Here is a 14616-nt window from a genome sequence, read left to right as displayed (position 1 = left end):
TGATAGCTCCGGAGAAATTCAGATGGTGGATGCGGCAATCGAACGACAATTGGTGGCTTGTCTGAACGAGCTCCCTCTTGTTCAGCAGCGGGAGGTTTTGGCCTTCGCCAGACGACTGCGAGAGCAGCCAATGGCTACCCCCGGCTCCGAACTCCTGCGATTTGCAGGTGCGATCGAAACGGCAGATCTGAGCCAGATGTCGGCAGCTATTGAACAAGGCTGCGAGAGGATCGATGCAGATGAGTGGTAGTCATTTGCTCGACACGAATATCATTGTCGCGGTTTTCAAGAGCGATTCTCAGGTGATCGCCAGACTCGCGGTGACGACAGGGGTGGTGGCGCCCGTTGTCGCAATCGGGGAACTCCAGTACGGGGCATATCACTCAGCCAAGGTTGAGCAAAATCTAGCCCAAGTCAGAGCATTTGCCGACACAATTGAGGTCCTGCCGTGCGACGCAGAGACCGCTGATTACTATGGGCGAATCAAGCACGATTTGCGAACAACAGGAAATCCCATACCCGAAAACGATATTTGGATCGCAGCAGTCGCTCTCCAACACAATTTGATACTTGTGTCGCGTGACCAACATTTTCGGCATATCAGCAACTTGAAATGGGAGCAGTGGTAGTCACCTGCTGAGGTAGGCCGCTACTTAACCTCAATGGCGATTTCGCCGCCCCCTTCGACCACTTCCAGCTTGAGGGGCGTGGTTTGCACGCTGCCGTAAATCTTCGGAACCCGGCTGGGATTGGGCGGATAGCCTTGCGGCGCGGGCTTTTGCCGCAGGTCGGCCAGCGTCACCTTGTGCTTGCCGACAACGGCTCCTTCTTTGGATTGGTTCGCGCCAGGGACGGCGTAGCGCAGGACGAACTTTCCTTGTTCGTCGGTTTCACCCAGCGCTGATGGCCCCTTCGTGAGGGCTTCTGGATCGGGACAGAACTGCACTTCTACGCCCGGCAGGGGCTGGCCGTTCTGGGTGACGATGCCAGCGGCGAGCGTCGTTTTATAAGGCGACTTGTTGCAGCCTGTGGACAAGCCAATCGCAATCAGTGCGAGCAAAGCGGCAAAGTACTTTTGCATGGCAATCAGGAATTCGAATTTTGGACTCTTAGAAATCTTCGGCAATCACATCGCCGCTGTCGCGCGAACTAAGGGCGACGAGTGTGACCTGGGAAATGCTATCTCGCAAAAATCGCACGCTGCCGTCGCAGAGCGTCATGTTGGCGCCGCCAGGATGACCGCTGCTGTAACCGGCAATCCGTCGATCCTGCGGACCGAAGCCAGAGCCCAGCGGCAGCGTCACGCGGTTGTTGATTGGCACGGCTGCGCTGGCAAGCACATGGCCGGAGCCCTTGAAACCGCCTGACCAGGCCCACATCGACCACTGGTGCATCAGCAGGTCGCTGCGGCTGGATGCTGTGATCGTGTCGAAGTTTTTATCGAGGTGATAGCGCTCACCCATCATGATCGTGTTGCTCGTGCCGTCGGTAATGTCCTTGAGTCCGACTGCTTCTTGATTGACAGCCGGTGCACCGGCTGGCCCGGTGAAAAACAGCACGCCATTTGCCTTGCAGGGGCCGAGGGGTGACGTCGTGGGGTGATAGCTCACCTCGCCAAAATTGCCAACGTAGCTCGTCACCGAATAGTCACCCGCGTAGGCGACGCCGGAACTCGAGCTGACAGGAACGGTGAACACTAGGGATTGAAATACATCCGTCGGGCACATCAGCGACTTGAGCTTGGTCGCGGTGTAGCCGTTCGTCGTGTTGTTTCCCAGGTTGGTGAAATCCCACTTATCACCAAGTCCCTTTTGTTCGAAATAAGGGAGGAGCTTCGTGAAGAAGGTGTAGCCGCGATAAGGACTCGCTTCTTGGCGCAGGCCTTCAGGCAGTCTCTTGTAAACGTCCTCATGGTTCTGCAGCGCCAGCGACAACTGCTTGAGATTGTTCTGGCAACTCATCCGCCGTGCGGCTTCGCGAGCCGCTTGAACGGCGGGCAGCAAGAGCGCCACCAAGACGCCAATAATGGCGATGACCACGAGCAGTTCCACCAGCGTGAATCCGCGTGACTTCATTGGGATACCTCTCTCAAAAAATCGCAGCCTGCGTTTGCTGCCCATTCTGACGATGGACGGAGCAACGCTCAAATCAAGGTTGGATGAATTCCAGCCGCTGCGGAGGGAGAGATTGCGCTGGCAGAAGCTGGCCCTGAGAGAGTAGGGCGCCTGCCAAGACAAACAGCGGCCACATAAAACGTCAGGCTTTCTTATACATGGCGAACAAGCGGATGTGAAGGTCCGAATGAGCAACTGCGAGTTGCCGCAAGTCAGCGTGCATGTGCAAATCTCGCCCATTGTCGGGAAGCTTCAGCTTGAAGAACTCATTCACGGCGTCATGCTTCCAGAAGTACAGGAACCCGCCACCACCACCGCCGGCAAGTCCTATCCAGTAACCATCCGGATGATGCTGCACGCCCCAAGCCGTGCCGTTGACGGCTTCTTTGGGGACATGCGTTTTCGTGACTTGGCCCGTTTCCCAGTCAAACGCAACGATCGCGGCGTTACCGATGCCGGCGAAGGCATTCGAGACGTTCGTGATTCCGCCGAGGGCCAGCAGTTTGCCATCCGTCGAAAAGGCAATGCTCCGGGCGCCACCGATGTCGGCCCGGAAAGTCGTGTCGTACTTATAGAGAGCCGTCGCGCCGGCGAAGTCCTTCACGAACTTCTTTTCGGTCAGATCCCACTGTTTGACGACTCCCTTGAGATCGCAACTCACGAGCAGCGGCTGTGTGGGATGAAAGGCAACGTTGTAAACGTGCGACTCATGCCCCGCGAGCTCGCCTTGCAGTTTGCCATCGGCGATATCCCAGAGCTTGATCAGTTTGTCGTTGCCGCAGGTGGCAATTTGTTGGCCGCTCGGACTCACCGCGATCGCGCGCAGCCAGCCGTTATGCGCCGATTCGATTTTGCGGATCGGCTCCGGTTTTTCCGCCGCCGTTTCCCACCAGATCAGCCGACCGTCGTAACCGCCCGAAATCATCTGTTGGCCGTCGTGCGAAAAGCCGATTGCCCGCACCCAACTTTCGTGTGCCGCAAAAGGTGTCATCTTGCCGTCGGCTAGATCCCAACGCTGGATGGTGTTGTCTTCCGCGCCGGTGAACACGTATTTTCCCGTAGGATCGAACCGACAGGCGGTGAGCGGCCGACTGTGTTTCCACTTCGCCTTTTCGTGAGTCGCGGCAGGATCGACTTTCGGCTCTTCTTTTTTCTCGTCGGCTTGGCTCATGCGAGGAGCTCCGTGATCGCGCTCTTCGCCGGATCGGCGATCGGGAATTTGCGACCGCCGATGTTGAACTCTAGTTTCGAATCGACGCCGACGGCTCGCAAATATGTATGAAACAGATGGCCGTGATCGACTTCGCGATCGGTCACTGCCGTGCCGTTGTCGTTGGTCTTGCCGATCACCGCGCCGGGCTGAATGCCGGCGCCGCCGAGGCACACGCTCCAGGCAGTTCCCCAGTGATCGCGGCCGTAGTTCTTGTTGATCTTCGGCGTGCGGCCAAATTCGCTCATCACCACGATCAGCGTATCTTTCAGCAAACCCCGCTCATGCAAATCGCCGACAAGCGTCGCAAAGGGCTGATCGAATTCGCCGAGCTGCTCGATGTGAAAATCGAAGTTCTCGAAGTGCGTGTCGTAGTTCGAATGATTCACCTGCACAAACGGCACGCCCTGCTCGAGCAGTCTGCGCGCAAGTAACATGTGCGTTCCGAACTCATGCTTGCCGTAGCGTTCTTTGTCTTTGTCGGATTCTTTCGAAACGTCAAACACATCGCGCCGTTGCATCAACTGCCGGGCTTGTTCGTACGATGACGTATAAGCATCGGTATCGGCCGTTCGTCGTCGGCCAGCAAAGCGATCGCTGGCCAACTGCCGAAACTGATTGCGGCGGGATTCGGCTTCTTCCGTGACACTGGCGAGACGCTCTGAGTATTGCGGCGCTTTGCCATCCGAAAGCGAAACGCTCGCGAACTTTGGCCCCAGATAGGCGCTCGGGCTGCTGCCGTTGCCACCACCGTGAACCAGCACATGGCCCGGCAACGGAAATTGCTCTGGCGTGAGAACCTTCGCGCTCACGGCGCCGAAGTGCGGATATTCCGTACCCGGAATGCGATTCCGGCCGGTCGACATTTCGATCTGCCCTTTGCCGTGGTCGCCGTTTTTGGTGTTCACGCCGCGAACGATGGCCAGATGGTGCATGACCTTGGCGGTGTGCGGCAGGAGTTCGCAAATCTGCGTGCCGGGGACCGAAGTGGCGATGGGCCGAAAGGGACCGCCGGTGTCAGTGTTCGGCTTCGGATCCCACGATTCCAGCTGACTCACGCCGCCGTGCAAAAAGATGTTGAGGATCCGCTTTTGCGATGAAGCGAGTTGCCCGGCAATCGCCGGCTGCACCAAGCCACTTCCCCACGTTCCCGCCGCCACGCCGCCGAACGTCGCTGCCGCTTGCAGAAATCCACGGCGCGAAACGGCAACGTGATCCGCCGTGCCGCAGGCATAGTTGCATCGCATGGGAGGCTCCGGGAGAAGTAGTTCTGAGTTTTGGGTTTTGAGTTTTGAGACAGGAGACCGTTAGTGGTTGAAGCGAAACTCGGCGCTGGCAAGCAGTGCCCACACGAGTTCGGCGATGGCCACGGGTCGGTCGGTGCGGTCTTTCAGGAAATCGGTGACAGCCGTTTGTTCTTCGGCGGTCGCGGGGCGGTTGAGGATGGCGTGATACATTTCATCCGCGGTTTCGGCGGGTTCTGTTTTTGCTTGCAACCGCGTTACTAGATTTCCCGGCGTTGGTTTGAGCCATGTTTCGAGCACGCTACCGTTGCCGAAGAAGAGAGCCTGATTGACGGTGGCTTGATAATCTTGTCCCGGCAAACCACCGTAAAGTCGCACGAACTCGGCGAGGTTTCCCTTCAACCCATCGAACACCTTGGGCTCGCTAAGTTTCCGCATGACGGCTGGTTTGTCGGCATCGCTGGCGTTTTTCCATTCTTCGACTTTCGCCACCGATGTTTCCGCCGTTGTTTGTTGTACTGCAATCAATCCCGCGGCCTGCATTGTGCTCAAAGCAAACTGCTCGGCCGACAACGGCTTGAGAAGGGCGACTTGGCCTCGATTTGAAAGTTCCTCGCGTAGTTGATTCCACAATCGCTCGGCCCCCGCCGCATCCGTTTTCTGCAACTCCGCGTGCTGCTTGAGCAACTTCGTTAACGTCACCCGAGCTTCCAGATCGGCGAGATCATAGAGGCCGTTGTTGAACTCCAGGTTCGCCGTTCGCTCGGCGGATTCGAGTTCAACGATCTGAGTCGGTGGAGGAAATGCCGCGGCTTCTTGGTCGAGCGCGGTTTGAGCTTCTTTCTCTTTGGCAGTGAGCGGAGAGACGGCGGCAGCAAGTGCTTCTAATTTCTTCGCCGTCGCCTTTTCGGCGTCAGCAACGGTTGCAGCTTTTTCGCCGAGCTTGGCGGCAATCTCCGCAAGAGCCTTGTCTTCTTTAATTAACTCCGCTGCAGCTTTCGCCTTCGCGGCAGCCTCTGCAACGGCGGCCGTTTGCGGCTTCTTTTTCTCAACTTCGGCTTCCGCCGTTTTCACCGCAGCTTGAGCTTTCGTCACTTCGCCTTGAGCGGCCGTCAGCGCGGTTTGCAGCGGCGCAAGCGTCTTGGCCGCATCGGCCAGCTTTTGTTTTGACTCTTTCAGTTTGGCGAGGGCCTCATCCCACTTCGCTTTTTGCTGATCGCGCGTCATGACAAGCGAACCGCGCGTCGTTTCGAGCTGCTGCAACTCCGCGTCGATGGCAGCGATGTCAGGGTTCTGCGGCGCCGCGAGTTCGCAGCTTCGCTGATAGGCATTCGTCAGCAAGATCTCTCGCAACATCGCCCGCAGGTCGTATTTCAGCTCGGGAAGCTCCGCCGCCAGCAGCGACAAGACTTGCGGATTCGCCGGTGGATTAGCGGGATGATGCGCATCGACGGGATGAACCAGCCCGCGGCCCATCACCTGATACCAAATGCGGTTAGCCAGATTGCGGCGAAAGATGAGCGACGTCTCGAACGAATCGGCGAGCAGTTGCCGACGGCTGAGCTTCGGCACGCCGCGCACATCTCTCGTTGGTTTGCTGACGTACTCTTCCCCCTTCTTCGCGACCGGCTCGACGAGGCCGAGCCACTTCGGCGTGCGCGGCTGAACTTTGTCGCCGGTGTTGCCGGTGAAGACCGATTTGAAACTCGCTTCGCCGTCGGCTGTTTCGCCGACCTGCCGCGAATTCTTATTCTTCGGATCGGCAAAGACACTGCTCCGCATCACCAGAGCATACAAGCCGTAGTAATCGGCCTGCAGATAGTCATCGACCAGCGGATGGTCGTGGCATTGCGCGCATTGCAGATCCATGCCGAAAACCAAGCGGCCCACGTCACGCGTGACGACATTTGGTTCGCAATCGCGATCGAGCATGAACTTCGCGGCGGGCCGTTGTTTTTCCTCGACGCCGTCGGCTGCGATGATGTCGCGAAAGAGCTGATCGAGCGGCTTGCCGGCTGACACTGCTTGATACAAATAGCCTTGCCAATCCGCCGTGGTGATTCCCTTATCGGGCCGACGCTCATTGATCGTCGCGTCGAGCAGCAGCGTCATGTGCCGGCTGAATTGCGGACTGGCCAGTAGCCGGTCGATCATCTTCTGCCGCTTCGCGGCATCATGATCGGCGAGAAACGTTCGCGTCTCTTCCGCCGTCGGAATCATGCCGGCCAGATCGAGCCAGACCCGCCGCACAAAATCGGCGTCGCTGCAAACTTCAGCGACCGGCCCAACGGCGTTCTGATCGAACAGTTGATCGATGCGCTGATGCAGCGGCGCAATATCCGCGGCGCTAACTGCCGACGAGGCCGCAGTGGCAGCCAATAGCATCCATGAAAGCAACCAGCAGCAGCGAGGCATGGGAGCCTCCGATACGGCGGGGAAGGAAAGGCGGGTACGCGGAATCGTCGATTGGGTCGAATCAACTGATTCGCATGCGTATCAGGCTATTGGTTCGGCGCGCAAGAGTCAAGTTTTTGTTAGAAACGATTGCTCTATCTAGCAATCGTTGTCGCGCGAGCAATGCCGAGCGGAACGTCGGCGTCGATTTCACCAGCCAGCGTAGATTTAAACCTGACTACGAACTGGCCTTCAATTCAGCCAAGTGCTGCGCCGTACCAACCAACCGATCCCAGTTGGAGACGATGTAATCGCGCGGACCGCCCGATTGGGCGACGTGAATGGCGACTTGCTCGGTAGGTACCATTTCGATGGCATCCCAGGGACAAACCTTCAGGTCGTAAGGATTCGTCTTTTTGCCGGGAATGTGCACGCAAACTTCGCAGCCTACGCACCGCTCCAGATCGATCTGGCAGAAGGCTTGGTTCCCCTTCACGCCGTGATTGAGCTCGATGAGCGTAATGCAATCGACCGGGCAGACTTCCAGGCACGATTCGCAGCCCGTGCAGTTATCAGCCGTGATAACCGCGAGCTCTTTCGGCAGCTTCTTACGAGGGCCCTGTTTGGCCATAACGAAAATCCTGCAAAGGTCTTGTCAGGCAAGGTGTTGGGGGAGGTTGTGACAAATTTCACAAGCCAGCCCAGTGGGATTATAGGCTGCGGCCGTTGATTCGCCAACTGCCACTATCGGCTTTACGAACCGACAATCTTTGCGACGGTCTTGCCGGTTCGGATACAATGGCGAAAGGAACGGAGTTTAAAGTCATGCGTTTGCCCATTCTTTTCTCGCTTGCCGTAGTTTCTGCCGGTACCTTCGTTCAGCCAACCTGGACGAAAGCTCAGGAAACAACCCGCCGTTACGACGGCATTCAAGCCGGCGTCGATGCCTATCAATTGGCGGAGGAACGTCGCCAAGCCAACCTGCAGGCCCAGATCGGCGCCAACGACGCCGCCCGCGCTGCCGCCGGTTTGCCGACCACGCGCGGCGAGACGATTTATTACTACGGTGGTTACTCCCCGTATGGCGTCGTGCCGTGGGATGCCGCCTACGCTTACGGCACTTCGTTCGGTTATGCGACAACCGGTCGATTCGGCCGCCGTGTTGCTACCTTCAGTACGAGCCCGGTCTTCACGCCTTGGCCTTACGTGCCGGGCGATATCTACGGTTATCGAACCTACCCGCAGGTCCGCCAGCCCATCGGCACGCGGCAAGTTCAGATCGATGACAACACTTGGGAATCGCATCCGGTTTATGATCCTCCGCTCGCTCAGCACCCTGTGCTACCGCCCGTGAATTCGCCGCTTCTCCGCAATACGCCGTTTGCCACTGCGCCAGCTCCTCAGCCTGTCGTGGAAGAACAGCCATCGCCGGCGCAACCACAAACTTCTGCAACCGCCCGCGAGTTCTAAGTCACTGCGCCAGCGGCTCTTTCGAAATCGCCGCGAGTATTTTGTACTGCGATTCATATTCCGCTTCGCGCTCGACTGTTTCCTTGGCGCGACCACTTGGAAGCGCCGCAGCAGGACTTAAGCCGACATAAATGATCGCGCCCTTGCCGATCGTTTGCCGATGCAACAGCGACTGCGTCTGGCCGCTGCCGATCAACCGCTCGCCGGCTTCTGCTGAAAGCGGCACGTTGTTCGTTGCCGTCAGCAGCGCCGGCGCAACTTCGGAATCCAAATGAGCAACCCACGGGTGCTTCGGCTGCAGCACTTCATACTCAGTGGCCTTCGCATTTTTCACGAGCCTCATCTGCTCGCCTAACCAAGCCTTGGCTTCCGGCGCCGCAAAAAGATCCAGCCGATCGCGCATCAATAGCAGCACACCGCCTTCACGCACATACGCTTCGATGATTTTCAAATCATCCTGCGAAAATGCCGCCGGCGTGATCTTCGCCCGCGTCAGACTGCCATCGAAAGCAATCAGGTCGTACTTCTTGAACTCTGCTGGTGAAACCCAAGTCTTCTCAATTCCCGTCACGCGCGTCCCTTGCTTGCGCAGCGCGTATTCCAGCAGCGGCGCGTCGAAGGCTGGATAACCTTGAATGACGAGCGCGAGTTTCACACGCGGCTGTTTGTCTACGCCTTCTGGTTTTGCTGCGGAGGAAGTCTTCGGCGCAGAGATCGGCAACCAATCTTTTACCGCCAGCGTTTCTCCCACCACATTGAATCTTCCCCGTACACCGACGGGCCAAGCCGCTTCATTCGGCGGCAGCGCACCTCGATAGGGCTTGCCGGCCATGAAGTCTTTTGCACCTTTTTCCTGCGGAGCAGCGTGCAAATGCATCATCCAGCCGCTCTCGGCCGCCGGGCTGTCGGCCCGCAGTCGCACATCAGCAATCTCCCGCCAATCAGCGGAAAAACTGACGAACTGCGGATCCGCATACAGATCGCCCGTGGTCCAAGAAGTCTTCGCAAACGCGGGCGACTTGCGATATTTTTCAAACGCCGCCGCCAGTTTGTCGCCATCGGTCAGGCTCCAAGCCAGGTTGTGACTGGCTTCATAATTTGCGCCTACATCGGGAAGCGTAGACCCGACCACGCCTCGCAATTGGCAGACGATGTTATTCACCACCCGCCGCTTCGTCCCGCCGGTTACGGCGCGTCCCAAGCCGTCGGTTAGATAATCGTAGCGCGGCGGATCTCCTGCGATGATCGTGTTGTTCTCAACCTCGATCGGCTCCCACGTTGGACTGCCGTGATCACTGGCAAACCGGCCGTAGCTGTCGAGTTCCTGCTTATCATCAGGTCCGTTCGGCCAACGATAATGCACCGGCCGGCGGAAGTCGAACACGTTGTTGCGAATCGTGATCGCACCACCCGTTTGCTGTTTGTTTTCCGGCAGCACCTTCTGCCGGCCATGTCCGACGCCGAAGGCAAACGTGGTGAGGATCCGCGAAAAGCGATTCTGATCAACCAGGCTATAGCCGCCAACGACGCTCCCATCGAACGCCGTGCCGCTGGTCAGAAACAAACCGTCGTCGCTGATATTGTCGACCAGATTGCGTTGAAAAACCCACGTCTCGACATTGCCCAGAAAAATCCCATCGACGCTGTCGGTGAACTCGCAGTGCTCAAACCAAATACCTCGATTGTCATTTCCCGTCGGCTGCCAACGGTTGGCTGAGAACAGCCGGGACTCGAGCGCTCGATATTTCAAACTGCCGCGAAACATCCACGACGCGGCGTTGCCGCGCACGGCACAGTCGCGCAGTTGCAGACCTTGTGTCTCGCCCACGCGAATAGTTTCGTTGCCACCGAAGGCAAACACGCCGTTCAGTTGCACCGCCTGGCAGTGCTCAATTTCGAGAGCCCCTTTGACCGAACCACACAGCGAGAGATCGAGCAGATTCACATGCTGACAATCCTTCAGCGTCAGCGGCGCATGATCCCAGCCGGCAGCGACAATCAGCGGCAACTTCCGCGGATCCGTTTCGCCCGTATAGTTGTCCTCGCCAAGACCTTTGAGCTGTGTGTGAGCCAGCCGACAATGAATTCGCTCGGTCTCGCGATTGAACCACAAGCCGGGCCCACAATAAACAAACGACTCGCTGCCGACTTTGTTGTCGACATTCCAAAAAGAATTTTCCGACCGCAAATCGCCGAGTAAACGATAGCCCTGCAACGGCAACAGCGAATCGCCGAAGTGCCCGAGCACATTGGTGGTCTCGGCCCGCGTGGTTAAGCCCGAATATTTCTTCGAAGATTGATACTCACCCTTAGCGCCACCCTCGACTGTTTCCCAAGCCATCGCTGGCGATTCAAAAAACTCCCGCAGTCCACCGTCGATCGTGGCGAGTTCATTCGGGTAACTCCGAATCGTGATCGGCTGCGCTGCTGTTCCTTGCAGTTCGACGATCACATGCTCGTAGTACCGTCCGCCGCGCAGATAAAGTGTGTCGCCGGGCTTGAGTTGCCGCACTGCATGTTGCAGCGTCTTCCAGGGAGCAGTTTCGGTTCCCGCCGCAGCGTCGTCCCCTTTCGCCGCGTCGACGAACTTGCCTGGCCCTTCGTCACGAGTCCGATCGCTGGCCGCCGGCAACGGCCGCGTGGGAGCGTGCGAAGCGAATTCGGCTCCGACACTCACGGCGGAATCGGCGAGCAATAACAACGCAATCAGGCAGAACGCAGCGCGATTCATGACACCCTCCGGTTTCGCGGCATTCTAAGAAAGCTCCCTGCACAACGCCAACGCTTTCGAACTGACATCGCGGCACTGTGGGTTCACAACAGTGGTGAAGGGTTTTCAGTTGCGAGCAAGCCGTTGCTGCCACGGAACTTGCGCGAAATAGGCTGAAAAACCTCACAACACCGAGTTCCAGAGCTTGGCGATGAGGATGTAGCGGCAACTCCTTGGTGGCAAATGTTTTGAAGGCAAATAGTGATATCTATCGAGTAACTTCGAGCAACAACACATACAACACCTCGCCATTTTCCACACAACACTTTGCAACCATCTGACAATACTCTGCGCATTTCTTCAGAAGTGCGCAGGCGCCACTAGCTCTAAGACCACGGAGGGTGACCCAGAGTCGAGGTAGACAGCAGCTACTTATTAGACGGCTACGATGGACAACTTTGGTCCGGAAAAAGTCAGCCACCAGGGGCTGCTCCCCTGGCCATTAAAGGTCGCACCTGCGGTGCTACCGAAATCGAGTACTACCCGCTCACCCGGAAGCGTTCCGGATAAATCGACAACCCGCGTTCTACCGACGCGGTCGCGTCTTCCCACATGCGGATGCCGCCGAAGTAGGCGTTGTGATTGCCGCCGCGACGGCAACCTTCGGGCATCTCTTCCAGCTTCTTCGCATTGCCGCCGCCGAGGACGACATAGTCGGCTAGGAAGGCAACTTTCCAAATTTCGGCCGCGATGCCCACGGCCTTTCGCCAGCGTTTCGCGCCGTTCAGCTCCAAGCCTTTGCGGCAAAGCAATTCGTTGAACGATTCGCCGCTGGTGAATTTCAAATGACCGAGCGCGAGCGGAATTACCCTGCCATCGATGACGAACGCAGTTCCCAGGTTGGTGCCGAAGCCCAGGTAAAGCATCCGGCCACCTTCGTAGCTGCCGAGCGCTTGCATACAAGCGTCGTTCATGATCCGCACTGGGCAGCCAAACGCACTGCCGTAGTCAAAGCCAACCCAGCCTTTGTCGAGGGCACAGGGTTCCGTGGCCGGGTGACCATTGATAATGTCGCCGGGGTAGCCGAGCGAGACTCGCTCGTATTTCCAATCGGCCGTGATATTGCGCACGCCTTCGACCATCTTCTCGGGCGTCAGCGTTTTGCCGGACGGAAACTTCTGACGCTCTTCGGCGCCGGTCGTCCAGACTTTGACGTTCGTACCGCCGATATCGATCACCAGGATGTTCATGGGGGCAACCTTGGGCAGGGCGTGGTGGATGTTCCGGCGGCCGGTCTTCGTTGATCCAGAAGTCGAATTTCGAAGACTCGCCTGAAGGCGGAACTACAGCGAGCCAAAGCAAACGGAATGCCGCCCCGGAAAAATCGGCAAAATCCCCAAGCCATTGCGGGAGTCCGAGCCTTGAAATAGCATGGCTTGGATAGGGATCAGAGGCCAGAAGGTTCGACAATGTCCGGCGTTACCGCTGAACAACTAGCACAGCGTATTACCGATTCCGCCTTGATGGATTCCCACCAACTGGATTCTGTTTGGGCGGAGCTAGGCACTCGCGAAGTTACGATTGACCAGTTCACCAGCCTCCTCACGCGCCGTGAGTTCCTCACCAACTATCAGCTCGATCGCTTGCTGAAGGGTGAAAAGGGGGGCTACTTCTACGGCGACTGCAAGGTGCTGTATCTGGTGGGCACCGGTACCTTTGCCCGCGTCTATCGCGCGGTAAACATCAAGACGGGTCGCGTCGTCGCGCTCAAAGCGCTCCGCAAGCGGTTCCGCGTCGAACCGGGGATGACCGAGCAGTTTGTTCGCGAAGGCCAGATCGGCGCCAAGCTGCGCCATCCCAACATCGTGCCGATCTACGAGGTCGCCGAAAAGCCGTCGCCGTTCATGACGATGGAATTTGTCGAAGGGCGGAACCTGCGCGAGTTTCTCAAGGTCCGCAAAACTCTCTCGCCGCTCGATTCAATGCGTCTCGCCGTCGACATCATTGCCGGCCTGGATTATGCCTTTCAGAACGGCATGACGCATCGCGATTTGAAGACGTCGAACGTGCTGATTACCAGTCGTGGCCGAGCGAAACTGGTGGACTTCGGCCTCGCTGGGTTGCAAAAAGAAAACGCGCTCGGCGAAGGCGACATCGGCAATCCGCGCACAATCGATTATGCCGGTCTGGAGCGAGCTTCGGGCGCACGCAACAACGATCCACGCAGCGATCTCTTTTTTGCTGGCTGCATTTTGTACAACATGGTCGGCGGTGAACCGCCCCTGCCAGAAACAAAAGACCGCACGCAACGGTTGAGCGTGCAGCGTTATCAAAACATCAAGCCCCTCTCGCAGCTGTTGCCGAGTTGCCCCAAGCGGTTGCTCGCGTTTGTCAGTAAAGCGCTCGAGATGATGCCGGAGAAGCGTTTTAGCTCGGCGGCAGAAATGCACGACGAAGCGAAACGCGTGCTGGCCAAGATGGAAGCGGGTGAAGGAGATCAGGAAGTCACCGCCGAAGCAGGGCCCGCCAAGCCGGGCGCGCCCATGGTGATCGACTCCGACCACGAAGGCTCGGGCAAGACGGTGATGCTGATCGAGTCGAACATCAAGATGCAGGACCTGCTGCGCGAGAAGCTGAAAAAGCACGGCTACAAAGTGCTGGTCATCAGCGATCCCGTGCGAGCGCTCGCCCGCTTCACCGAGTACGAACCGGCGCCCGCCGATTGCGTGTTGTTCTCGGCGCTCGAACTGGGCGAAGACGCGCTCGATGTCTTCAATCGCTTCGGCAGCATCGAGCACACGAAGCAGATTCCGGCGATGATCTTCGCCGATCCGCGACAGGTCGACATCGTCAAGGGAGCGCAACTCACCGCGCGACGGTTGCTGCTGAAGTATCCCTTCAAGGTTCGAGAAATTCGCGATGCGTTGCTAGGCATGCTGCGGCCTGGATACATCCGGGCGAGCGCTGCCGCGGCGGATGAATCGTAGGGTGAGAGTGAGTAGGCCGGCCCTTCTTACTCCCTCGCCTCGTGTACTCACGGGGAGAGCGCAGGGGTGAGGGGCTGGAAGCTAATGCCGACGCGGGTACCCAAATGAACCCCTCACCCTAACCCTCTCCCCGGAGTACCGAGGAGAGGGAACCAAAAACGGCATCAACTCATCTGCATTGATCCGCTTTGTAGGCTCTGCTGCGCTAGTTGTTTCGCTTAATCGCCCACGCCAAAGTGTGGGCAATGCGGTTCGGCCGAACCACGGCAGCGAGTGCGCAGGCTGCCATCTGCGAGCAACAGCAATGAATCATTCTTGAGAAGTTTCTTGGCAAATGGTTGCCACTAGCGAACTCGTTACGTAGAACTGCACAGGCTTCGCCGCAACTCTTTCGGTGCGGAACGATGAGGCCTGCAATACCAGCGGGTATTGCCGACACGACTGCAGCGCAGGGAATTCAAAGCCGCAGCAGTTAGTCAGCGCACGG

Annotated in this window: 11 protein-coding genes; 3 read left to right on the top strand and 8 right to left on the bottom strand. The window is 57.9% G+C overall.

Annotated elements, in window-relative coordinates:
• Positions 1-239 precede the first annotated feature (239 nt).
• On the top strand, positions 240-629 hold the full coding sequence (locus tag M9Q49_RS17085) for a type II toxin-antitoxin system VapC family toxin (protein WP_254510018.1): 390 nt from the start codon (positions 240-242) through the stop codon (positions 627-629).
• 20 nt (positions 630-649) lie between these two features.
• Here M9Q49_RS17085 and M9Q49_RS17080 read toward each other — a convergent pair whose 3' ends face one another.
• The 6 genes from M9Q49_RS17080 to M9Q49_RS17055 form a co-directional block, all read right to left on the bottom strand.
• Positions 650-1081 carry a hypothetical protein gene (locus tag M9Q49_RS17080; RefSeq protein WP_254510017.1) on the bottom strand — a complete coding sequence of 144 codons (432 nt, stop codon included), beginning with the start codon at positions 1079-1081 and terminating at the stop codon, positions 650-652.
• Positions 1082-1109: 28 nt separating this feature from the next.
• On the bottom strand, positions 1110-2075 hold the full coding sequence (locus M9Q49_RS17075; RefSeq protein WP_254510016.1) for a DUF1559 family PulG-like putative transporter: 966 nt from the start codon (positions 2073-2075) through the stop codon (positions 1110-1112).
• A gap of 181 nt (positions 2076-2256) precedes the next feature.
• Positions 2257-3285, bottom strand: a complete 1029-nt coding sequence (locus tag M9Q49_RS17070) for a WD40 repeat domain-containing protein (RefSeq protein ID WP_254510015.1) — start codon at positions 3283-3285, stop codon at positions 2257-2259.
• Positions 3282-4571: a DUF1501 domain-containing protein gene (locus tag M9Q49_RS17065; protein WP_254510014.1), complete on the bottom strand. Its 1290-nt coding sequence runs from the start codon at positions 4569-4571 to the stop codon at positions 3282-3284. Before M9Q49_RS17065 ends, M9Q49_RS17070 begins: the two co-directional genes overlap by 4 nt.
• A gap of 60 nt (positions 4572-4631) precedes the next feature.
• Positions 4632-6983: a DUF1549 domain-containing protein gene (locus M9Q49_RS17060; protein ID WP_254510013.1), complete on the bottom strand. Its 2352-nt coding sequence runs from the start codon at positions 6981-6983 to the stop codon at positions 4632-4634.
• A gap of 217 nt (positions 6984-7200) precedes the next feature.
• Entirely contained in the window at positions 7201-7593 is a 393-nt protein-coding gene (locus M9Q49_RS17055; protein ID WP_254510012.1) for a 4Fe-4S binding protein, read from the bottom strand.
• A 194-nt stretch (positions 7594-7787) separates the two neighbouring features.
• On the opposite strand from M9Q49_RS17055, the gene M9Q49_RS17050 reads away from it, so the two are divergent.
• On the top strand, positions 7788-8432 hold the full coding sequence (locus M9Q49_RS17050; protein ID WP_254510011.1) for a hypothetical protein: 645 nt from the start codon (positions 7788-7790) through the stop codon (positions 8430-8432).
• 1 nt (position 8433) lies between these two features.
• Here the strand turns inward: M9Q49_RS17050 and M9Q49_RS17045 are convergent, their stop codons facing one another.
• Complete coding sequence (locus M9Q49_RS17045) at positions 8434-11163, bottom strand: hypothetical protein (RefSeq protein WP_254510010.1); 2730 nt, start codon at positions 11161-11163, stop codon at positions 8434-8436.
• A 518-nt stretch (positions 11164-11681) separates the two neighbouring features.
• Positions 11682-12392, bottom strand: coding sequence for a hypothetical protein (locus M9Q49_RS17040; protein WP_254510009.1), 711 nt, complete (start codon positions 12390-12392; stop codon positions 11682-11684).
• A 219-nt stretch (positions 12393-12611) separates the two neighbouring features.
• Between M9Q49_RS17040 and M9Q49_RS17035 the strand changes: the two genes are divergently transcribed.
• A complete protein-coding gene (locus tag M9Q49_RS17035; RefSeq protein ID WP_254510008.1) occupies positions 12612-14129 on the top strand; it encodes a protein kinase domain-containing protein in 1518 nt (505 codons plus the stop codon).
• The last annotated feature ends 487 nt before the right edge of the window (positions 14130-14616 follow it).

It is taken from the genome of Anatilimnocola floriformis (assembly GCF_024256385.1).
Classification (GTDB): Bacteria; Planctomycetota; Planctomycetia; order Pirellulales; family Pirellulaceae; genus Anatilimnocola; species Anatilimnocola floriformis.
This window is presented reverse-complemented; position numbering and strand designations above follow the sequence as displayed.